The sequence below is a fragment of the Bdellovibrio sp. NC01 genome, from assembly GCF_006874625.1.
Classification (GTDB): Bacteria; Bdellovibrionota; Bdellovibrionia; order Bdellovibrionales; family Bdellovibrionaceae; genus Bdellovibrio.
In genome coordinates, this window is sequence record NZ_CP030034.1 from 2,003,837 (window position 1) to 2,026,222 (window position 22,386).

The following is a 22,386-nucleotide window of genomic DNA, read 5'->3' on the forward strand; positions in this document are numbered from 1 at the left end:
AGGGAAATTTCAGAACGCGTACGGCCAAAACAAAACTCCCCCGGTGGTAGACCGAGGGAGCGGATGGTTTTTATCTTTGTTGGTAAGAGCAGATTTCGATTTTTGTTTTTTCTTTTACCAGAGAGAAGATCTCTTTGATTTCGCTATCAGTCACTGCAATACATCCTTGAGTCCAATCAGAAGGATGAACCTCAGAAACACCCGCGTGCTTCAAAGGATTCACAGGGAAACCGTGAACCATGATGTCGCCACCTGGGTCCTTGCCGCGTGATTTTGCATAAGCAACATCAGCCTCATTTGGATAAGATACGTGCAGACTTAACAAGTAAGCACTTTGTGGATTTTTATAATCAATCTCGTAGATACCTTCTGGAGTTTTCTGGTCACCTTGGAAGCGTTTTGGTCCGCCCCATGGGTCCATACCGAAAGCCACTTTATAAGTCTTAAGAACTTCTTCTTTATCATTCAAAAGATAAAGTTCGTGCTTATACTTTGAAACCAAAATGCGTGTCACGGCACCCTTGTCCGCTAGATAACGATCGAACTGGCCTTTATCTAAGTGCGGAAGATTTGCGACTCGCGCCATATCGTCACAATAACGCTTTTGCTGTTGTTGTGCGTTTGCGATTGAAGAAGCTCCAACTAGAATAATTAAAAAGCTCAATAGTGTTTTCATGGAGGAGATTTATAACATGTTCAACGCTATTTCGCGAGCGCTTCAAAACATTCCTTCACAAAAGAAATTTTCAAACCTCTAAAGCAACCAATAAGAATTGGATCGATGAAAAGAGCCCCTCTTCGTCACTCTGTCTTAAACTTCGTCAGTGAAAAATCGGCTAAGTGAAAATAAAAAAGGCTGTCTTAAGAAGGACAGCCTTTTGAAACTCACTCTATTTTTCGGAATTAGTTCGTGAAGTTTGCTGAAGAACAGCTTTGGATGCAGCTTTCTTTTGCAAGAGTCACACGGGGAGCCATGCAGTCAGAAGTTCCTTTATGGCGAACCACTGATAGAGTACCCAAGTTTGGTGTGTACGTTTTGTTGTTCACTTTGGCAAGGCATGCGTAGTACGCGTACTTTTGTAGGCCTGTGTTCATCTTAGCTGATGTCGGCAGGTAATCTTTTGCGACAAAACGATTGATACCAACAGCACCCACACTTGGTGAGCTTTGCGCAACGACGAAATCAAAACCTTTTGACGTCAACGCTGCACAGTCTTTTTCGGTTTTTGCACCCGCGATACCAAATGGATCTGCGCCCACTTTATCAATCAAGATCACGTGACCTTGAACCGCTACGATATCACCCGCCTTCATTGAAGTCGTTGGTGTTACAGAAATTTTCGATAAACAAGTCAGACCGTTATTTTGTGGTTCGACGTAAGAAGTTGAACCCCATGCCCATGAGTCCGAAGCTTTTAAGGCACGGCCTGATTTCAACTTCAAACCTGCCGCTGCCATTGAAGTAAATACGAAACCAGAACAGTCGATACCAAGAACGCTTGTCCCATCACCATTGTTTTTAAATAAATCAATTGGTGAAGTCGCGGCCGTTGTCGCATAAGGCTTACCACCGTAGTCATAAATCAACGGATTATTTTTCACCGCAAAGCACGACGAACCATAAGAAGCTACATTTTTAATATACGGATGAGTTGCTTGAACTTTGCTTAAACTTGCAATCGCACGCTTGTTACCAACACCATCCGAATGTTTACCCACAACTTCAATACCTTGAATCGAAGGAGTTGAAGCATCCAGAGGATTCATTTCCAAGCTGTTGCATGATTGATAAGCTGTCGCAAAAGCCCAACGCTCACCAAAGACCGCCAGCGGTACGCCCGCAGCTAAAGCTTGGGCTTTTTGGTATTCGTAATCATAATTAGGTTCTGGTGTTGGCGTCGGAGTCGTTGAAGACTCGCTTCCTTGCGCCACATTTGAATCAGTCGTACCACTCGTCGCCGAACCCGCCGTTGACGTATTTGTACAATTTAAATCATAAGAACTTACTGTTTTAGACAAAGTCGTAAAGTTCGCGCGAACGCGGTCTTGCATATAAGCTCTAAAAGTTGTTGTGCGATCACCAACGTCAATCGCTGACAACAACACTAGAAGTTGTTCTGGCGTTTCAACACGCTCGCCTTGGGGAGCTTCAGAAAGCAAAGAGTCAATCAACGCATCAAGATCGCCGTTCAACTTTTGCACTTGAGCATCGGTCATACGGGTGTTGTCCGCTTGCAGCTTAGAAACTTGGGCATGCATTGCGGACTTCATTTCTTCAGCAGCCGGAATTGATTTTTGTTCAATCAGATAAGATTTCAAGCCGTCATAAAGCTTGGTTTCGAGTTGGTTGTCTTTGCAGGCAATATCTTGCACTGTGTTTGAGGCGATAGATTCCATCGCTGGCTGAAATTGCGGTGCGCAGGCTGTCATCGTTCCGAAGAGACTCAAATAGATGTATTGCTTTTTCATGAAGAATCTATCGGCAGACCCTTCACAGCAAATTATAGTGCTCGCAAATTTTTATACTCGACTAGACTAAAAATTAGTCATTATACTAAGAACTCCAGAGGGAAATCAGACGATGGCAGATAAGTTTATCAAAATTCAAGCACTCTACGGACTCTTAGAACTCGAGCCCTACATACTTTTAGGCTGTCTGATAGTTATTGCGTGGATCTTCTATAAGTTCTTTTTAAAAGAAGTTTCAGAGGAAAGACACAAAAGCATCCGCAATCACTTCCGCGTTTTACTTCGCCATTTCGTTATTCTTAGTTTTCTTTTTGTTATTTTTATCTTCATGCAAACTTCCGAAGCTCAACTCGGTCGCTTCGTGCGCTTCACGCCGTACATCGCAATCCTGGCCTTTATTTGGGGCAACGTTGTCTTCGTTAAAACTTCGCGCCTGATAGTACTTCAATACCTTTTCCTAGGTTCGATGAAGCACGGTGTTCCATTATTATTGGTGAACATCTTTTCGTTGATGCTTTCAATTGTGTTGTTGTTCTGGGGTCTGTCGCACATCTTTACTTTGGAACTAGGACCGCTTTTAGCAACATCAGCAGCGGCATCCGTCATTCTGGGTTTGGCGCTACAAGATACGCTGGGTAATTTGTTTGCGGGAATTTCTTTGCAGGTCGATCGCAATTTTGAAATCGGCGACTGGTTAGAAATCACAAGCGGCATTCAAAAAGCAACGGGCCAAGTAAAAGAGATGACGTGGAGATCGGTGACGCTGGTTGGTTTTTCTGACGAGATCATTACGTTTCCGAATCGCTTTATGGCGAACGCGCAAATTTCAAACTTCTCCCCTGGCGACCACCCTATTTTGCGCCGTCAGATTTTCCGTTTGGCCTATGGTGCAAATATCGAATTGGCAAAACAGCTTTTGGAGCAAACGGTTGCAGGAATTGGCGAAATTCGCGGCATTCCAACGCCGTGGGCCTATGTTTCTGATTCCAACGAAAACTGGGTTGAAGTGAAGATTCTTTACTTTATCGACAATTACGGTTCGCAATTTTCAATTGGCGATAAAGTTTATGTGCGCGGGATCGCGGCTTTACGTGCTAGTGGCATTGAATTAGCTCGACAAGTCATTCAGCTTTCAGATACAACCGTTAGCCATGGCAGCACTTAACTTTGAACATCCATTAGCGATTAAAATTCGTAAGCAAATCGTCCAAGCGTTGAACGACTTCAATATGATTGAAGACGGTGACAAGTTGATGATTTGCGTTTCTGGTGGCAAAGACTCAAGTGTGCTTTTGGCTTTGCTGACTGAAATCCAAAAACGTTCTGCAAGAAAGTTTACTTTAGAAGCTGCCATCTTGGATCAAAAACAACCAGGCTTTGATCCGAAAGCTTTTCAAAATTGGATTGCCTCGTTAGGTGTTAAACTTCACGTCATCGAAAAAGACACCTATTCAATTGTGAAAGAGAAAGTTCCTGAAGGAGCAACGTATTGCTCTTTATGTTCTCGCCTTCGTCGCGCGATTCTTTATGATTTTGCCTACAACGAAGGATTCACTAAAATGGTTTTAGGGCATCATCGTGACGATGTCGTTCATACGACTTTGTTGAATATGTTCTATTCCGGTATGACATCTGCAATGCCACCGAAATTGATTTCGGACGATGGTAGAAATATCGTCCTTAGACCTCTGACTTATGTTTCAGAGCGTGACATCGAAGATTTAGCAGCGGACTGGGCCTTCCCAATTATTCCGTGCAATTTGTGCGGCTCACAAGACGGTTTGAAACGAGTGCGTGTGAAAAAACTTGTTCGAGATCTCGAAAAAGAGATCCCAAACATTTACTCGACAATCCAAACGGCTCTGTCCAACGTGAAGCCAAGTCACTTGATGGATCAAGAGCTGTATGATTTTAAAGGCCTTAAGCCATCCCCTTCTGAACCGCAGGGCGCTCGCCAACCAGAGACAACCAGCGAAGTATAGACGGAGCTTCCGCGAACCATTCAGCGTTGTTTTGCGCGAATCCTGAAACCCATGTGTACGTTGTGATATCGGCGATTGTGTAGTTATCGCCCGCAACGTACTTATGTTTCGTAAGCTGAGAATTCAAAACCGTGATCAAACGTTTTGATTCTTTCTCGAAACGCTCAATAAACTCGGGCACTTGTTTTTCCATGTAGTGTTTGCCGTAGTGATAGTTACCAAAGTTAGGACCAATCGCCGACATTTGGAACATCACCCATTGCAGACAATGCGCTTTTTCGGTCAAATTTGCGCCGAAAAATTTGCCACCATTTTTTTCTGCCAAATAAAAAAGAATCGCACCGCTTTCAAACACGGTTGTTTTTTGTCCGTTGGGACCTTCATGATCAACGATGACGGGAATGCGACCGTTGGGATTCATCGCAAGAAATTCAGGCGACTTTTGCTCCAAAGCTTTCAAATCCACCATGTGCTTCGTATACGGAATACCAAGCTCCTCAAGCATAATAACGATTTTCTTACCATTTGGAGTCGCAGCTGTGAAAAGATCGATCATCAAACCCTCCCGGGATACTAGATAATGGAATGCTAGCAATTCCCATGGCGACGTCCAGACTCAACCCGCTGTGGCAAAGAGCGTCTAACCAAAATTCCTTGCCCACCTTGATGGGAAAAGCTAAATTTAACGTTCCCAACAGACGTGCGGATATAGCGTAGTTGGTAGCGCGCTTCCTTGACATGGAAGAGGTCACTGGTTCAAGTCCAGTTATTCGCACCAATTCTACCTTCTTTTTTTTACTACAAATTTACCGGCAAGATGTTTCTTCAACCGCAAGATTTTTGAATGAAACAGATCCCGTTGCGCAGCCTTCGTCTGGAGTTTTAATTTCTCCCGCAAGATATTCCGAGTTAAGCACTAATATTCCGCCCACTTTTTTCATTGTAGTTTTACCGCCATCACATTCGACGGAAAAATCATCAGGGTGAGTTTCATCGAATTGATAGGCCGTCGTTTTAAATTTATATGATTTCGATTGAGCTCTGATTGCCAGACTTGGAAAAATCGTCACGCCCGACGGATCCACAGATTTTACATTCTGATAAACAATTCGCGCAGCAGAGGCGCGTTCGACTTTGCGATTCTCTGGTTTGATTGAAATATTTTGAGGATTCAAAGCCTTATAACAAACAGTTGACGCCAGCGTAGAGGAGCCAGCAAAGGCAATCAAAAAGGCGCACGTTGATTTGAAAAGACTAAAACTCATCTGAAGCTCCTCGCTGGATGATTCAAATCTATTTCTTTCCAAACACTCTTGCATTTGGGTTTTACGTCGCTCTGTCAGAAATCAACTGCGACTGTTTTTTAGTGTAAGTTGGCCTGCGACGTTCCTTGCAAGCTTTGTAAAAACGCTTCTAATGTGTGCACTTGTTCTTCCACGGGTGCGAAGCGCGTTTGCAGCTCTTTACGAAGTTTTTTTGTCAGCGCATCGTAGCGACGTCGCGATGAAAACTTCCAGGCCGGATGTTTGCGACACGAAGAAAGACTCTTTTTGAGGGAGGCCAACTCGTCAGCCAAAACCAAAGAACTTTGATATATTTCATCCATAGTCATGTGGTTCAACTGACCTTGCTCGGCCATACAAATAATTTCAAGGCGTTTCAAAGCTTCGTGATCACGTTCCTTATAGGCCGCTTGCACTTTCAGCCACTTCTTTGCTGACCACTCTTGAAATTGCAAAGTGACATCTGCTTCTTGAACATCTGGATGCAACATACGCGCAAGTTTTCTATACGAAGAGCGCAAGGATATTTCTGTCTCTGTCAGATTTTCTGTCGAACCATTTTCAGACTCTTCTTCACAATTATATTCGGAAAATATCTGCTGTAAAAAATCTTTTAAATGCGCTGGCATCGGCTTCAAAAATCTTTGCTGATAAACCTCGCCCGTCTTCCAGATACGCGCCAAAAGTTTCCAGTTGCCGCACTTCATAGCAATTTGGAACGATTCTTTAAATAACTGATAACCACCCGTCGCATCTGCAAGATGTCGCCCCATCATGCTGTCATCAATATCATTTAAGTAGTGATAAATGGCCCGAGCACAACGACGCAAGCCGCTTAAAGTTGAATCATCTTCGTGCAAAATATCTGCAAGATTCAACTCTGATACGACCTGTTCTGAATTAAGATTCACTGTTTGGATGTCAGGGTTTGCGTCAGCCGAGACCGCCTGTTCTTGAGGCATTTTGTTCTTGGTGGCGTTTTCAAAGCGTTGCTGGCGAAGACTATCGATGACGAATTTCCATTCCTCATCACCACTCTGATACTGGACTTCCTCATCTTTGAGCATAAAGTAAGCACGTTGAGGAGTCACTTTTGAGGCCTGAATAATCTGATTTAAATGTATTTGAAAAGTAGAAAGCGTGCGAAGGCGTTTGTTAAGCAGTTCGCCTTCTTGCAGCTCTTTGCGAAAGGTCACGTTGTACCAATCTTGATAGAGCAATTGATCCCAGCTTAAAAAGTCAGCATGCTCTTTTTCAAGCTTACGAATTTTCTTCAGCAAATTTTCAGATGCCGAAAACATTTCTTTGCGAATTTTATAATCATTCACCACTGAAAGATCGCGTGGCGCCAACGATTCTTGGGAATCGCTTTTCATGTTGTCATAATCAAGTTGCATAGGGACGGTTCCCATACCATGCACGAGCCTGGACGGGAACCGAAAATCACATTTTGCTGAATGAATCCGCACTAAGTGCTGACTTCCAAATACATCGCCAAACTGTCAGAAACTTCTCCTGACGGAAGAATAAATGCCTTTGGAAAAATTCCTGCTTTTTTGAAGCCTAAATTTTCATAAAGCTGCAAAGCTGCCTTATTATTCATCATCACTTCGAGCTCAATAATTTGAATGCCAGTAAATTTCTTCATGCTTTCGATTAGGACTCTCATCAACTCTTGCCCGATGCCTAAACCACGATATTCATGACGAAGACTGACTCCTAAACCCGCGCGATGTTTGCGCTTGATATCTTTGTAAGCTCTGCCATTACAAAAGCCAATCATGCGACCTTCGCTATAAACTGCAAGAATGATTTCAGAATCACTTTCCGCACTTTCTTTAAACCATTTAATTTGGTTTTCTACTGATCGCCCTTTGAAACTTTCAGGAGTCGAAAGAATGTACGGACTTGTTGCAGCGACCTCGACCATCATATCCAACGAGACTTGTGCTTCGGATTCCAGAGGCGTGCGAATCTCGAAGTGTTGACCGTTCTTAGCTGTGAATTGGATAGATGATTGAATCATGAATAACTCCCTTCTGAATTCATGATAACTTTTACGCAGACAGAAGGCGAATCGAATGAATTTATCGAACCCATTAGCAACACTCTAGTTCCAAATTGGAATCAGTGATTTTGTCGAAAGAGTTGTTCACGCGGTAAATTTGTTTGTGATAACTTGAGCAAAGACACATCTGCAGAGGTTTTTATGACGAATACAATTCCAACATTTGAAACCGAAAGACTTATTCTTCGTGAAATTCAAGAAAGCGATATCCCTGCTTATCACAAAAACTTTGTCGACTATGAAGTGATCCGCAATCTTTCTGCTGTCGTGCCGTGGCCTTATCCAGATGATGGCGTTAAGACATTTCTTAAATCACTTGCGCCTCAACTTGGAAAAGATCGTTGGACGTGGGGAATTTTTCTGAAAGACGCACCCGATGAAATTATCGGCACTGTGGATCTGTGGCGCCAAGGTCGCCCTGAACATCGCGGTTTCTGGCTTGCGCGCAAACACTGGGGTAAGGGTCTTATGACCGAAGCAGTTGCGCCAGTGATGGATTATGCGTTTGATGAATTAGGTTTTGAGGTTTTGGTGTTCGCAAATGCACTTGGTAACGTTGGATCTCGCCGTGTGAAAGAAAAAACGGGCGCTAGACTTTTAGGTGTGAAGCCTGCGAAATTCGTGGATCCTAATTTCACCGAACATGAAGTCTGGGAACTTCGCAAAGAAGAATGGAAATCTCGCAAAAGATAATTTGCGACAACAAGAGCACGACCTTCCGCGAGGTCGCTGCTTTATTTGTTCCATTTTTACTCTGAAATCGCACATTTGGATTTATTTTTGAGTGTTTCAGACCGATAAAAATAGAATGAAAAGATACTTGGCTTCCGTCATTTTACTTGTCGCATTTAGCGTGTATTTTACTGGCGTCTTTACTGAAAAAGGTTCGACAGATTTATCGAGCCTGAGTGAGGCACCAAGTGCTTCGCGCTCGTTCGCAAGTTTCAAATTACAACCCTTGCCATTGAAAGCCCAAGACTTTCCGAAGTTGACTTCAACTGAAGAGGCGCACTCGTATCTTGCAACTGTTCATGAACGCGTAACACAAAATTGGAAACCAAGTTATTCAGTATTCATTCCGTACTTTGATAGCTTGAACCGTCCTTATTTCCGCGAACACGATCGTGCGCAAACAGTTCCAATCACGAATGGCTTTCAAACGTTCCAAGCAGGCAAGCTTGTGACGAACTCGATTTCGCTTTCAACTTTCAATGATATTTACAGTGCGGAACTAACTCAGAAAGTTTCTGGATCTTCGCAAGATATTTTGTGGGACCCAAAGATGGCTGTGTTTGATCAAAACGATCAAATGTACACGGTCACGCGTATGAATAAAAATCTTGCAGATGCGCCAAGCTATCTTATGTTGCAATCAAAAGATTATGGCGTGACATGGACTGCAACACCTATTGTGGGAACTCCGACTACAGCATGCGTATTTAAAAATATCAAAACGGGCGCATGCCAAACTCCAGAGCTTTACGACATCGAAAGACCTTATTCCAAAGAAGCTTTACCTACGGCTCCAGCATTCTTGCATTATGTAGGCTCTGGGAAGCTGCCTGGTTACGAAAAAGCTCCTTCATGGTTGGGAACCTATGGTCGACTGTATTTGCAGCCCGTTAAAGACACGCCCGAAGGTTTAAAGCCCGAAGCTCCAATCTTAATCAGCGAGATGGCGCAAGAAATTGGTTATCGCAGTGGTGGCGCTCCAAAGATCATTCATAGTGGTGAGAAATATTTTGTTGTCTGGCTTGAAGCCACACCCTCTTACGTTCCAAAGATGGATCAAAACGGGCAGCCGATTGTTTTAGCACCCGATTCATCTGAAAATCCATTTTCTGCGATTTGGATTGCGGAATACAACACGCGCACTAAAATTTTGGCGAAACAAGAGTTGCTGAAAACTTGGCCCGTCAACGACACCCACAACCAACCAGGCATTGTGCGCGCAAGTGATGGCACTTTACATGTGATTGGTGGTGGTCATGGTTCACACTTTACATATACCTATTCTTTAAAACCGGATTCGATTGCTTCGTGGTCTCAAGCTGTGCCGATGAATACACAGGACTCAGGATATAAAGCGCGTTACAGCTCGCCAAATTGGACTGGTGGCAGTCAGACTTATATTTCGATGATGATTGATTCTAAAGATCAGATTCATACGGTTTATCGCCAATGGGCTCACGATAAGTCTGTTTTTGATTTCGATTATTTTGGTGCTTTGGTTTATCAAAAAGGCAGTTACGATAAGAAAACGAAGAAATTCGTTTGGGATGTGGCGCGCATCTTGGTTTACCCAAATGCTTCGGAATACACACACTGGTATCAATTGTTGAACCTAGACAAGCAAGATCACTTGTATATCGAATACAGCAACTCGCGCCCTGCCGTTCCTTATTTCTTTAAAACCGCAGATGGCAAAGCGATCAACGTTTCGCCAATGTTGAACAATGCTCTTTTAAGATCAGATGATGAAGGCTTTACGTGGTACTTCCCGTCAGATCAGGACTTCATTCAGTCAGCGCAAGATAAGCCCATTCGCGTTCCAAAAACGCGGGCCGAATAATTAATAACGATCCAAGGCACGCCAGTCAGAAAGATTGTATTTTTTCAAAATACCCTCAAGGCGGCCGTTATCGCGCGAATTCATAAACCATTCATTAATACGATCCCCAAGATATTCAACCTGGGGATTTTTTTGCAAACCCGCAAGCACAAAGAAGCTGAATCCAGTCATTGCGGTTGGCTGCAATTTCAAGGTCGCATCTTTTTCTGTCAGCTCATAACGAAGAACGTTGTAATCGCCAAGAGCCACATCGGCACGTTGTTCCTTCATCATCTTAATCATACGGTCCGCCACATCGACGCCTGTTAAGCGATTTCCACGCTCAACAATCTCCATGCGACCTTCATAACCAAAATCAGAATAAACAACCTTCATCTTTTTTAGCGCATTGTTATCTACTAAACTGATGTCTTCATTTTTTGGCAACAAAGCACCTGTGAAGCTGACGCCTAACGATGAACCCACAACCTGCACATCAGGCGTATAACGAACCAAATATTGAGGTGTGATGATATAGTCGACCTTATGCTGCTGAAGTGATTGCACCAAGCGAGAATACGGCACACTTTCCAAACGCAGTTCAATACCTTGCTGACGAGCGATTTCACCTAAAATTTCAAATAGGTACCCAGTCCATACTCCCGGTCTTTTTTCGCAGATGTACGGACATAGAGGAGTTGTTCCCACTTTGAAAACAACATTTCCGCCCGGATATTTTTTAAGAGGGGTTGTTGTGGGCTTAACAACGGGTTTTGTTTCGGCAGGCACACCCATCCATCCTGGATAGGAATTGACGTTTTGCAGAGTCACTGGGAACGTTGGAACACGAACTTTTCCAATCTCTGTCTCCCCTTTCATGACTCTGATCAAAGTGCGAATGCTACGGCGGCCAAGCTCTGCACAAAATTGCGCGGAATCGATTACAGTTAAACGACCCGCTTTGATATTTTCAATTGAAAGAGGATCACCATCGAAAGTCGCATGTTTGATTTCGGTGCGTTTTTTCGCAAGTAATTCTTTAACGACAGAAAGACCACCACCATCATTTACGGTCAGCACAACGTCGACACTGTTTTTTTCTGGGTAATCGCGAAGGAATTTTGCGACGGCATTTTTTCCAGACTCGGGATCAACAGCTTCGTATCGCTGCACAACTTGAAAGCGGCGATGTTTTTCTCTTAAGGCATCAAAGAAACCATCCACACGCTCTGTTGTTGAAGAGACTTGTGGGTACTCGAACACCACGATTTTAATTTCTTTCTTGGCAGGAAAAAGCGAATCAATGTGATTGCCGTTATCGAAACCACCTTGATAGTTGTCACTTGTAACAAAACCAGAAAGTTTTCCGCCCACGATGTATTGATCATAGGCGATCACTGGAATGTTATGTTGATTTGCTAACTGCAAACCTTCTGCAAGAGCGGCGTTGTCTGTCGGCTGAATGATAATAGCATCAGAAGATTTTTTTACGGCTTGTTTAAGTTGCTCAACCTGCTTGATGATTCCATCGCGGCCTTCACCAGCGACGTAAGCAGTCAGCTCAATCTTATCAAGATTTTTTGCGTTGAATTTGGCGGTCTCTTCTTCAAGCCCCTTGCGCATTAAAACTTGGCCTTCGATTTTCATGCTCCAGTAGAGCACGGAAACCTTCCACGTTTTCGCTTCAGCCAAATGGCAAAATAAAAGAATAAACAAAAAAATTCGAATCACGTACCAATAATAACGGAGCTAATTAAGTAAGCAATTCGACTTTTACAGTCTCTTGAAAGAGTAATGTTTTTAAACACAGGATGGTTTGTAAAACGACAGTGTTCCACCCTGTTACAGATATTTAGTACAATTCTACGCGATCGTTTTCTTTAAATCCGGAGCCCGAGTGGATGACAGCAATGGCGCCGTCATTGCCAAAATAACTGATGACTTCAAGGGTTCCCTTGAGTCTTCCTGGAACACGACCAATATGAGTTCCACTTTCTGGATCATACACGTCGTCACCGTCTTCCATCACTTTTAAAAGATCGCCCATTTGCAAACCTGAAATTTTCCCGACGTTTAAATAAATGCGATCACCATTGATCGCGGCGATGCGACCTTCCCAAGCGACTTTTTCAATCGAGCCCAGCACTTGCGGTGTGAAATCCAAGAAAGCATCTTTCACAAGAACTTCGATCATCTCTGGGTTGTTCTGCAAATACTTGTCTGTTTCAACACGTTCAGCGACACGCACACCTTGTTCTTCCAAAGTGACAGTTTTAACCGTGTTGAAAACTTCATTTCCTGTACGAGTTGTCACCACGCGAACTTGAGCCACAACTTCGAACACAGAAGTTAAATGACGAACGATACCGACGTTATCAGATTTACGTTTGATGCGAATATCATTGATCTTACCTTCAAGCACGGCATTAACGCCCAATGCTTTTGCGGCTTTCGCAACATCGGCCAGTTTGTATTGGCCATTTTCCATCATTTTAGAAAGATCAAGATTGAGCTCTTTGCTATCAAGAGCAATCACGTCGCCTGAACGATTCAAATCCTGAATGAACGCACTTCGCGCGCGATCACGGAATTCTTGTGGACGTTGAGTCGACGTATCCAAGAACGGCAACACCATAAGGCGTTTTCTTGGCGAAGAGTCTTCTTTGCGCGACATTTGGTTGTCGTCGCGAATATCACGTTTCATCGTTGGGTTTGTGCGATCTGTTGTTACACATCCCGCAAATGCTAAAACCAGCAACAGACTTAAAACTGCCTTCACCGCAACCTCCTATTGGGCAAATTTAAGAACGATTTCATCCTGCGCATCTGAAACTTTCGAAAGCTTCTTGCCATCGAAATCCAGAGCTTCAATTTTTTGCGCTAATTCAGACGCTGAAGCCGACGTATCAACTTCATAACTAAGTCCTTCAGAGCTCACCACACGTTCACGGATGTTTTTCACTTGCGTGATTTGTGAACGGATTTTTTCTTTCATAGCTTCCATCATCGGAAGACCTTGGGCACCTTTGATCGTCACACGAATGATCGATGTTCCCAAAGAACCACGCTGCCAAGCTTCAAAGACTTGCGAAGCCAAATCATTCGCCGTGCCTTCCAAAACTTCGCGCATCTTTTTATCCACAGAAGTTTCAAATGCACCAGAATCCGTCGTAAATTTACGAGACACATCTGCAATAGGACGCGCATTACTTACCTGTGTCGCCGTCATACGAATTTCAATTGTATAGTTGCTGCCTTTTTCTTCTTTGCTGAACAAGACCTGACCATCAATTAAAACCGGCGCATTAAAATACTGAGCGAAGAATTGCGCATCTTCGCCCGCGATTTTTTCATTTTGGAATTGCGGCGGTACACTTGCGCCAAGACCTGATTCCAATGGTTTGATCACATAGAAGTTTTTAACCTGGAATGAATTGCGAAGCGCTTCTTCAACCGCACGGCCTTCTTTAAATAAGAAACCTGCTGGGTTTTTATCTACCGGCTGCCACCAACGATAGCTACGGCCCTGCACGCGATCCACAAAGCTAATTGCAGGGATCACAACCGGAATCGTGTCGTTTTCATTGAGCAACGAATTTTCCTGCAGCATTTGTTTCAAGTCGCGCAAAGACACTTTCATCGCGACTGACATTTTGTATTCTTCACCTTCTTGAGTCAGATTCGAAGGTTTAGAAAACGGAATGTAGCGTGCTGAGTTTTTGATAACTTTATTTTGCAGCAAAGTTTTATTTTTCGTAAAACGATCTTCACCGATCAATTCACGAATCACTTCTTCAGAGATTTTTTGAGAAGCTTGATTTTGAATATCAGCTTTCGCAGCTTGCGGAGTCGTTTCTTTTGAAACTCCTGAAAAAGTTCTTTCCAAGAGTTCCGCTTGTTGTGCGAATGCTGGGGTCATTAATGTGCAGGCAGTAATCAGTGTTGCGATCCAAGTTGAAGTTCTGCGCATTCCTTAGCTCCTCAATTCAATAAAATCCGTTCGACCGAACAGAGAATGAACTCCCTCAAAGAATTCATTATTCACGTTAATACTTAAACCCTCTGTGACTTCCATCATCACACGACGATTCATGTCTGGCATATCAATTTCTAATCCAACCGCAGTAGGACCTGGATAATCTTTCATCAAAGAGTGTAAGCGATGATAGTCCTCGTGCGGAATACGATCTAACCTTAAGACCAGGCGTTTTGTTTTCTTTAAGATGTCTTCCATTGGCGAAACCGAATCCACCATGATCTTAGCGACACCTTCTTCGACCTCAAGACCACCACCAATTAAGACAGGACGCTCATCACGAAGTTGCGCTTCGTTTTTAGAGTACGCATCAGGGAAGATCACAAGCTCGACCGCCCCCGTTAAGTCCTCAAGCTTACCGAAGGCCATACGCGTGCCTTTCTTCGTGATCAGTTCACGAAGTTCGGTGATAAGACCGGCAACCACGACACGCTTTTTAGCGGCGTCACGGTTTTTCCAATCTTTCTTGGCAGCCTTCATAGCTTCCGCTTCCGGCGAACCCGGCGGCGGCATTTGCTTAGGTAAGTCGATCACTTTACAAGAGGTCCAGATCTCTGAAAGAGTGTCGAAGCCCTTCAATGGGTGATCGCTCAGATAGAATCCTAGAACTTCTTTTTCGTAAGCTAGCGAAGCAGTACGACTCCATGGCTTTACATCTTCCAAAACAACAACTGTTTCAGTTGATGGACCACCAAGGTCAAACAACGACGATTGACCTAATTCACGATCTTTTTGCAAACCTTGAGCACGATCCAAGAACTTTTGATAGCCACTCATGATTTGCGCACGATGCGCACCAAAACCTTCAAACGCACCAGCTTTAATCAAGCACTCGATCACTTTTTTATTTACGCGACGAAGATCGATGGAATTAAAGAACTCGTCCAACGACGTGAATTTTTTGTTAGGAAGTGATTCACGCGCTTCAATGATCGCCTCTACGGCACCTTGACCGACACCTTTGATCGCGCCAAGACCGAAGTAAATCTCGTCACCATGAACATCGAAAAGATAATCAGAGAAATTCACGTGCGGCGACTTCACAGTCAAACCACGTTTCGCCGCATCCTTCGAGTACTTCACGATTTTTTCTGTATCAGACAACTCGGTTGATAGAAGTGCCGCAAAGAATTCCGCAGGATAATGGCACTTCAACCAGGCCGTTTGAATTGTCACGACCGAGTAAGCAGCGGCATGCGATTTATTGAAACCGTAGTCCGCGAACTTATACATCAGATCAAACAACTCAGAAGATTTTTCTTTATTATGACCACGTTCCACCGCGCCCTTCATGAAGCGTTCGCGGTGTTGATCCATCTCCTCTTTGATCTTTTTACCCATCGCACGACGAAGCATGTCGGCTTCACCGAGAGAGTAACCAGCAATCTTCGAGGCGATACCCATAACTTGCTCTTGGTAAACCATGATACCGTAAGTTTCTGAAAGAACTTCGCGTGTATCTTCAAGCAAGTATTCAACAGGTGCTTTACCGTGTTTACGATCCGTAAAGTCAGGAATGTTCGCCATCGGACCTGGACGGTACAACGACGTGATCGCAGTGATGTCGGCAAAACTTGATGGACGGATTTTTCTTGTGGCATCCGTGATACCCTCACCCTCGAACTGGAACACCCCTGCGGTATCTCCGCGGGACATCATTTCGAAAGTTGCGGCATCGGTCATCGGAATCATTTTTGTCGTAATGACCTTATTACGATTCTTCTTAATCAACTTCAAAGCAAGGTTGATATGAGTCAGAGTTTTCAAACCCAAGAAGTCGAATTTAATCAAACCGATTTTTTCGGCGTGCTTCATGTCGTACTGAACGACTTGCTCGCCATCAGCACCTTTGTACAATGGCGCGTGCTTAACAAGTTGTCCGTCACCGATGATAACGCCGGCAGCATGGATACCAGCATTTCGCACCATACCTTCCACGCGTTGAGCGAGGTCGATAAGGGTCGCAACTGTTGGGTTCATCTCCATCAGTTCCGTCAAACGCGGTTCCATCTCGAGTGATTCTTTTAAAGTCACACCGAGTTTATCTGGAATTAATTTTGTTACTTGATCCGTTTCAGCAAACAACATCCCAAGCACACGCCCCACGTCTTTCAATGCGGCACGTGTTTGCAATTTACCGTACGTGATAATTTGCGATACAGATTGTTGACCGTATTTTTCCGTCACATAACGAATCACTTCCTGACGACGATCTTGACAGAAGTCGATATCGAAGTCGGGCATCGAGATACGTTCTGGATTCAAGAAACGCTCGAACAGTAGGAAATTTGGAAGTGGATCTAGATCCGTAATTCTTAAGCAATAAGCGACAAGGGAACCCGCACCGGAACCACGACCCGGCCCAACCGGAATGTCATTGTCCTTCGCCCAACCGATGAAGTCTTGGACGATTAGGAAGTAACCGTTGAAACCCATGCGGTCGATAATTCCCAACTCGAATTCAAGTCGTGAATAGTATTCTGGCTTTTTTTCTTCAGGAACTGTTTCACCACGAGCTTCAGCTTCTTCGAAGCGCGCAAGCAAACCCTCTTTTGCTTTCGCTGCGATAAAATCTTTTACGGTCACACCTTCAGGCGTGCCGAAAGTTGGAAGATGGTAAATCGGTTTTCCGTTTTCATCTTTCAATTTAAATTTTACATCGCAACGTTCAGCGATTTGCAAAGTGTTGCTGATAGCTTCTGGCACATCAGCGAACAACTCGTGCATTTGTTCTGGTTTTTTAAAATAGAACTCATCCGTTCCCAAACGGAAACGACTTTCATCGCTCAAAGTTTTATTGGTACCGATACAGATCAAAACCTCTTGGGCGATTTGATCGTCTTGAGTCATGTAGTGCACGTCATTCGACGCCACCACTGGCACACCAACAATTTTTGAAGCTTCAAGCAAGAATGGATTGATCTGATCCCACTCAGGCACACCTGTGCGGCACATCTCTAGATACAAACGATCATCGAAGATTTCTTTAAGCTGACGGATCTTTGCAAGAGCCGCGTCTGGGCCTTCTTTCAGGAAAGCATCAGCCACTTCACCACGCAAGCCGCCTGTTAAACAGATCAAATTTGAATTGTACTCTTTGATCACTTCGTAATCGATACGCGGTTTCCAGTAGAAACCTTCTTGGTAACCGATTGTCGAAAGCTTACAGAGGTTTTGATAACCCAAAGTATTTTGCGCAAGTAAAACCAAACGACGAGGGCCTGCTGCAACTTGATCACGATCTTGTTTTTTTTCTAAACGAGAACCTGGAGCAAGATACGCATCCAATCCCAAGATCGGTTTGACGTTGTTGTCTTTACAAGCAAAGTAAAATTCAACAGCACCGAACATGTTTCCGTTATCAGTCAACGCAGCAGCCGGCATGCCCATGGCAGCAGCTTTTTTTGCGATAGCTTTAACTCGACAAGCGGCCTCTAAAAGAGAGTATTCAGAATGGGTATGAAGATGCACAAAAGACATGATAAATTCATATCTTAGATAGGCCTCTTATTCAAATCGGAAGCCCTGCATCATAGGGCTAAAGAAGGGTTATTTCCGAGGGAAATCCTATTTAGAGTTTAACTTGCTTTCAATAGCATCCAGACGCTTCTTTAAAGCCTCATTTTCTTGTTTCAGCTGCGCATTTTCCTGTTGAATTGATGAGATTTGTCGTTTCTGAGAGGCGAGTTCCGCATGAACGACCTGACTATCCCCCAGCCATCTTTGATAAAGCTCGCGCACAGCTTGCAAAACAACGGCTGACAAGTGCGAGTAATCAACCGTTTTGATTCTCTTCAAAGTCGCGTTCTTATCGGCGTTATCCATTTCTCTCACTAATTCAGGGTATTGCTTTTCAAGACTTTGCGCAATCACACCCACTTGATGACCTTGCTCTTGACGAGTCTTCGCATCTTTCCAATCAAAACCTACACCAGGAACTTGCATGATTTTATCCAACGTTCCTTTTAAAGGTTTGATATTTTCTTTTAAGCGAATGTCAGAGGAAGCAGTCAGTGCGCCTGTGTAGTATGTATTCGTCGCACTCAGGTAGAGATTTGGCATGTTATTGCCATTCCATCCCGTGATACGCAGACCGTTATTATTACCAGTGAAACTTGTGTTACCAATTTCCAAGTAAGAGTAACTGTCACTCCATCCCGGGAAAAATTCCATCATCCCGTAAGGACTTTGGAATACGGTACTTGCTGACAATCCTGTCGAGTGATTGACATGTAGAAGAGTGATCGGCGCGCCGGTACCGATCCCCACGCCACCATTACTAGCGATCGTCATACGAATCGCACCATTGGTATTTCCATCTGCGGTTGTCATAAAATTCATACCACCGCCAGCGTGAGTAGCATCCCAGTTTTCAGAAGCAAAAAAGTTAATGCCGATCGGCTGTGCCGGTAGTGGATAAGAACTTCCGTTGTAACCACTGGCCCAGATATAACCTAGACCATCATTCGCTACGACTGCAGTTTTCGAGGCGCTCGTCCCGCGCGCACGATAGAAACCAAGACCACCGCCACCATTGGAAGTATTAGTGATATACTCATTACTCATTCCTCGAGGAGCGCCCGTCCCTGTATCCAACACATGAAAAACTGAAAAAGGCGAAGTCGTTCCAATCCCCACATTTCCAGAAGGCATTAACGTCATTTTACGTGAACATGTCGGGTTGCAATTCTCAAACAGAAAGCCACCTGGTGAAGCGTCGGTCGTCCCAAGGTTATAAAGATTCCACTTATTGCCACCTGCAGAGTTATTAAAAATGAGCGGGTTGTTCGCATCCGTTGGCGATTCAATCGTGGTCGTACCTTTCACGTGCAACGTAGAACCGGGAGCAGTTGTACCAATCCCTACCAGACCCGAGGAGTCAATTCTCATTCTTTCGGTCGCATCACTAGCCGTACCACCTGTCGTGTAAAATTCGATACGACCTTTCACTGTATGAGTGGCACTTGCCGGAGCCGCATCTGCGTGAGACGCCATGTAAGCCGCGCGATAAGTACCCGTGCCGTCATGACCATAGAACGATATAAAACCAAGTTCGTCGTTGTTATTAACAGCAGCGTAGTTGCGATTTTTCCAAAAGCTAAAAGTCGAACCACTTGAGGTCGCCGTATTATTTTCAAACGCAGCAGCTCCATTCACATGAAGATTCGCGCCTGGGTTTGTGACATTAATACCAACGTTACCGTTGTTCAAAATTGTCATGCGAGCCGTGTTGTTCGTAATAAAAGATAAATTATTATTGTCGGTCGTACCTAAACTTGCAGCTGCCGCAAAGGCATTACCACCATTCGCAAAAAAACCAGAAGTTGCGTAGTTAGTACACCCCATGACTCCCGCAGCATCAAATGTCAGTAATTGACCAAGACCACAACTGAAAGGCACATAGGCAGAACCTGTTCCATTCGATGCAATCAGACGATTTGCCGTCATTGAGGTTGCACCCGTTCCGCCTTTGCTGACTGGTACGGCCGATGGGAAGTTTGCTGGATCAGCAGAAATAGTTCCTGAAGACACCGCGATGCCCGACCCCACTTGCACCACACCTTGAGTGGATGTTGTTGCAGCATTCACGCTGATCGCCGGTGTTGTTGAACCTGTTGCAACGACGATCGGCAAAGTGCCCGTCACATTGGTCACAGTCCCATTTGCTGGAGTAATCCATTTCAATCCACTTGCTTGGGTTGAGTCTGCACTTAAAACTTGTGCATCAGCGCCCACAGGCAAACGAATATTGTTCGATCCGTCACGAACGTGAATATCACCTTTTGTAGTTAGCGGTGAAAGTGCGTTGAATGCAGCAAGCGCAGTCGTCGCACCGGTACCACCATTCGCAATTGGCAGTGTTCCAGTCACATCAGAAGTTAAATTAATTGAAGCCCCATTTGCAGCGGCAGTGATTCTGCCTTGAGCATCGACAGTGATATTCGCGCGAGTATATGATCCCGCTGTCACTGCGGTGTTTGCCAAATTCACTGTCACAGTCCCTGTCGTCCCACCACCAGATAAACCCGTGCCAGCTGTCACACCTGTGATTGTGCCGCCAGAACCCGTCGCAGAAGCAATTGATACCCACGCACCAGAGTTGTATTGATAAATAACTTTTGAATCGGTCGCGAAATAAATCGCACCAGCAGATGGCGAAGAAGGTTTAGAAGCATCAAGACCTGTTTGAATTGATGGAGTTCCACCTGCGTTTGTCACTAATTGATCAAGTATGCCATAACCACTTAATGAGTTTGGTTTACCAGTCGTGATTTTCGACCAATCAAGTGCAGGAATATCGGCAGCTAATAACGAAGCAGCACCCGAAGTGACGCGCCCTTTAGAATCCGTTGTGACTTTATAATATGTGCCAGCCGTTCCAGCCGCAGCCAATGTTAAAGTCGTTGATCCAGCCGAAGAAGTCACATCACCAGTAAATGCTGGTAGATTCGCAGCTGGAATAGTTCCGCTTAAATCACTTGCAGCCAAAGGTGAATTCACAAAAGCAGTACCATTGTATTTTAGATAATCTTTATTCGCAGGAGTCGTGATTGTTAAAGTTGAACCCTGGAGTTTCGCAACTGTTGCAGCCGCAGAACCAGGACCCGAAGCGGTCACATCGCCAGTTAATGCTGTCACATAGTTGCCAGCTGTTTGCTTGCCATTAAATGTATTCCAATCCGCAGAAGACAAATAACCGTTCGTCGAAGTCGTCGCTTGAGAAATTGAAATTGCAGGCGTCGTTGAACCATTAGAAACTGAGATCGGTGCAGAGCCAGATACGGAAGTAACAGTACCACCACCGTTATTGTCATTACCAGCAACCCATTTCGTGCCGTTATATTTTAAAACCTGACCATTCGTTGGTGCGGAAGATAAATCAATATCGTAACCTTTGATCTTATCAACGGAAGCGGCACCAATGGAACCACTCACGTCGCCAGCCAAAGACACATTGATCGCCTGACATAAAAACTTACCGGCGACCGAACTCCAGTAAGGAGTTTCGTAAGCAGCACAGTTTGCAGAACCAACAGCTGTGTTGAAAGCCGCCGTCGTATGATAACCCGATAAATTAGAACTTAAATTCGTCACGTCAGAAATCGCAATTGCTGACGAAATCCAATTCGTCCCGTTGAATTTAAAAAACTCCCCAGAAGTCGGTGTCGTCGCAGAGACACCAACATTGCGAATGGCGACGACCGATGGCCCTGGATAAGTTCCACTTAAATCCCCGCTTGCAGAAGCACCCGATTGAATCGCGTTCACGATGCGAGGGTCATTACCTGCAGCCACAGTTCCTGACACCGTACCAACATTCAAAGTTAGATTCGGAGTGGCTGCCCCGTTTGTCACAGTCAAATACGAATTTGCGGAAGTGACATTTGTCACCGTACCACCACTGGCACCACTCACTCCCGAACAACCAAATTTTTGCGTCGAAGCATTCCAAGTTAAGAAATTTCCGGAATCACAAGTGATATTGCCATTCACCTCGGCCTTCACAAGAAGATCGCTGACTGTTTTGTCTGCGATCTTTTCTGCTGACTGAGAGTACGCCGCAAAAGGCACAGAACGGATCACAGCATCAGGAGTAATCGTCTGCCAACCTGAGCCATCATAAAACTTCACACGCAGCTTACGATTGTCGCCAGAGCTTGCAGAATAGACCGTACCACCTTCACAAACTAGATCCGTCGAATTATTGAAAGCATCCAGCAAAGTGAAACTAGGACCCGCTGGATAGGCGCGAACGCCCCCACCAATAGGAACATCAAACACACCACCTGAGTTTGTCATATCGACGTGATCGACTTGCTCGCGATATAAAATACACTGACCGTTGGGTGTCGTGATTTCAAATTGAAAACTGACGTTATTGTATTGAAGAGGAGTGCTATCGCTTTTTAAAATTCGCCCTTGATAAGTAAACGATGACGGCGAGGCTGCCGCCGAATTCACCAGCAATAGGAGCATCAATATTGGAAATAAGGGAC

15 protein-coding genes and 1 tRNA gene are annotated in these 22,386 nt (G+C 44.5%); 5 read left to right on the forward strand and 11 right to left on the reverse strand.

Going from position 1 to position 22,386, the window contains the following annotated elements:
• Positions 1-70: 70 nt before the first annotated feature.
• Together DOE51_RS09675 and DOE51_RS09680 are read right to left on the reverse strand one after the other, a co-directional pair.
• Complete coding sequence (locus tag DOE51_RS09675; RefSeq protein WP_142696367.1) at positions 71-676, reverse strand: murein L,D-transpeptidase family protein; 606 nt, start codon at positions 674-676, stop codon at positions 71-73.
• Between the two features lie 227 nt (positions 677-903).
• Positions 904-2,469 carry a hypothetical protein gene (locus DOE51_RS09680; RefSeq protein ID WP_246845019.1) on the reverse strand — a complete coding sequence of 522 codons (1,566 nt, stop codon included), beginning with the start codon at positions 2,467-2,469 and terminating at the stop codon, positions 904-906.
• 112 nt (positions 2,470-2,581) lie between these two features.
• On the opposite strand from DOE51_RS09680, the gene DOE51_RS09685 reads away from it, so the two are divergent.
• Positions 2,582-3,634: a mechanosensitive ion channel family protein gene (locus DOE51_RS09685; RefSeq protein WP_142696368.1), complete on the forward strand. Its 1,053-nt coding sequence runs from the start codon at positions 2,582-2,584 to the stop codon at positions 3,632-3,634.
• A complete protein-coding gene (gene ttcA / locus DOE51_RS09690) occupies positions 3,621-4,451 on the forward strand; it encodes a tRNA 2-thiocytidine(32) synthetase TtcA (RefSeq protein WP_142696369.1) in 831 nt (276 codons plus the stop codon). Before DOE51_RS09685 ends, ttcA begins: the two co-directional genes overlap by 14 nt.
• Here the strand turns inward: ttcA and DOE51_RS09695 are convergent.
• Complete coding sequence (locus tag DOE51_RS09695) at positions 4,390-5,007, reverse strand: glutathione S-transferase family protein (RefSeq protein ID WP_142696370.1); 618 nt, start codon at positions 5,005-5,007, stop codon at positions 4,390-4,392. The genes ttcA and DOE51_RS09695 overlap by 62 nt on opposite strands.
• 146 nt (positions 5,008-5,153) lie before the next feature.
• Here DOE51_RS09695 and DOE51_RS09700 point away from each other — a divergent pair.
• Positions 5,154-5,229: transfer RNA gene (locus tag DOE51_RS09700), tRNA-Val, on the forward strand.
• A 28-nt stretch (positions 5,230-5,257) separates the two neighbouring features.
• On the opposite strand, the gene DOE51_RS09705 is transcribed toward DOE51_RS09700, so the two are convergent.
• From DOE51_RS09705 to DOE51_RS09715, 3 genes are all read right to left on the reverse strand, one after another.
• Complete coding sequence (locus DOE51_RS09705) at positions 5,258-5,716, reverse strand: hypothetical protein (RefSeq protein WP_142696371.1); 459 nt, start codon at positions 5,714-5,716, stop codon at positions 5,258-5,260.
• Positions 5,717-5,814: 98 nt separating this feature from the next.
• A complete protein-coding gene (locus DOE51_RS09710) occupies positions 5,815-7,110 on the reverse strand; it encodes a J domain-containing protein (protein WP_142696372.1) in 1,296 nt (431 codons plus the stop codon).
• A 92-nt stretch (positions 7,111-7,202) separates the two neighbouring features.
• Complete coding sequence (locus DOE51_RS09715) at positions 7,203-7,760, reverse strand: GNAT family N-acetyltransferase (protein ID WP_142696373.1); 558 nt, start codon at positions 7,758-7,760, stop codon at positions 7,203-7,205.
• A 183-nt stretch (positions 7,761-7,943) separates the two neighbouring features.
• Here DOE51_RS09715 and DOE51_RS09720 point away from each other — a divergent pair, with 183 nt between their 5' ends.
• Both DOE51_RS09720 and DOE51_RS09725 read left to right on the forward strand, forming a co-directional pair.
• Complete coding sequence (locus tag DOE51_RS09720; RefSeq protein WP_142696374.1) at positions 7,944-8,495, forward strand: GNAT family N-acetyltransferase; 552 nt, start codon at positions 7,944-7,946, stop codon at positions 8,493-8,495.
• Positions 8,496-8,610: 115 nt separating this feature from the next.
• Positions 8,611-10,374, forward strand: coding sequence for a BNR-4 repeat-containing protein (locus DOE51_RS09725; protein ID WP_142696375.1), 1,764 nt, complete (start codon positions 8,611-8,613; stop codon positions 10,372-10,374).
• Here the strand turns inward: DOE51_RS09725 and DOE51_RS09730 are convergent, their stop codons facing one another.
• The 5 genes from DOE51_RS09730 to DOE51_RS09750 form a co-directional block, all read right to left on the reverse strand.
• A complete protein-coding gene (locus DOE51_RS09730; RefSeq protein WP_246845020.1) occupies positions 10,375-12,084 on the reverse strand; it encodes a substrate-binding domain-containing protein in 1,710 nt (569 codons plus the stop codon).
• A 121-nt stretch (positions 12,085-12,205) separates the two neighbouring features.
• Complete coding sequence (locus tag DOE51_RS09735; RefSeq protein ID WP_142696376.1) at positions 12,206-13,132, reverse strand: hypothetical protein; 927 nt, start codon at positions 13,130-13,132, stop codon at positions 12,206-12,208.
• A gap of 9 nt (positions 13,133-13,141) precedes the next feature.
• Positions 13,142-14,323 carry a hypothetical protein gene (locus tag DOE51_RS09740; RefSeq protein ID WP_246845021.1) on the reverse strand — a complete coding sequence of 394 codons (1,182 nt, stop codon included), beginning with the start codon at positions 14,321-14,323 and terminating at the stop codon, positions 13,142-13,144.
• A gap of 3 nt (positions 14,324-14,326) precedes the next feature.
• Positions 14,327-17,869, reverse strand: a complete 3,543-nt coding sequence (dnaE, locus tag DOE51_RS09745; RefSeq protein WP_142696377.1) for a DNA polymerase III subunit alpha — start codon at positions 17,867-17,869, stop codon at positions 14,327-14,329.
• Positions 17,870-17,956: 87 nt separating this feature from the next.
• Positions 17,957-22,366, reverse strand: a complete 4,410-nt coding sequence (locus tag DOE51_RS09750; protein WP_168196420.1) for a tail fiber domain-containing protein — start codon at positions 22,364-22,366, stop codon at positions 17,957-17,959.
• Between the last annotated feature and the right edge of the window lie 20 nt (positions 22,367-22,386).

Coding starts and splice junctions, on each gene's coding strand:
- DOE51_RS09675 (WP_142696367.1), bottom strand. CDS start 676: ATGAAAACACTATTGAGCTTTTTAATTATTCTAGTTGGAGCTTCTTCA.
- DOE51_RS09680 (WP_246845019.1), bottom strand. CDS start 2,469: ATGAAAAAGCAATACATCTATTTGAGTCTCTTCGGAACGATGACAGCC.
- DOE51_RS09685 (WP_142696368.1), top strand. CDS start 2,582: ATGGCAGATAAGTTTATCAAAATTCAAGCACTCTACGGACTCTTAGAA.
- ttcA (WP_142696369.1), top strand. CDS start 3,621: ATGGCAGCACTTAACTTTGAACATCCATTAGCGATTAAAATTCGTAAG.
- DOE51_RS09695 (WP_142696370.1), bottom strand. CDS start 5,007: ATGATCGATCTTTTCACAGCTGCGACTCCAAATGGTAAGAAAATCGTT.
- DOE51_RS09705 (WP_142696371.1), bottom strand. CDS start 5,716: ATGAGTTTTAGTCTTTTCAAATCAACGTGCGCCTTTTTGATTGCCTTT.
- DOE51_RS09710 (WP_142696372.1), bottom strand. CDS start 7,110: ATGAAAAGCGATTCCCAAGAATCGTTGGCGCCACGCGATCTTTCAGTG.
- DOE51_RS09715 (WP_142696373.1), bottom strand. CDS start 7,760: ATGATTCAATCATCTATCCAATTCACAGCTAAGAACGGTCAACACTTC.
- DOE51_RS09720 (WP_142696374.1), top strand. CDS start 7,944: ATGACGAATACAATTCCAACATTTGAAACCGAAAGACTTATTCTTCGT.
- DOE51_RS09725 (WP_142696375.1), top strand. CDS start 8,611: ATGAAAAGATACTTGGCTTCCGTCATTTTACTTGTCGCATTTAGCGTG.
- DOE51_RS09740 (WP_246845021.1), bottom strand. CDS start 14,323: ATGCGCAGAACTTCAACTTGGATCGCAACACTGATTACTGCCTGCACA.
- dnaE (WP_142696377.1), bottom strand. CDS start 17,869: ATGTCTTTTGTGCATCTTCATACCCATTCTGAATACTCTCTTTTAGAG.
- DOE51_RS09750 (WP_168196420.1), bottom strand. CDS start 22,366: ATGCTCCTATTGCTGGTGAATTCGGCGGCAGCCTCGCCGTCATCGTTT.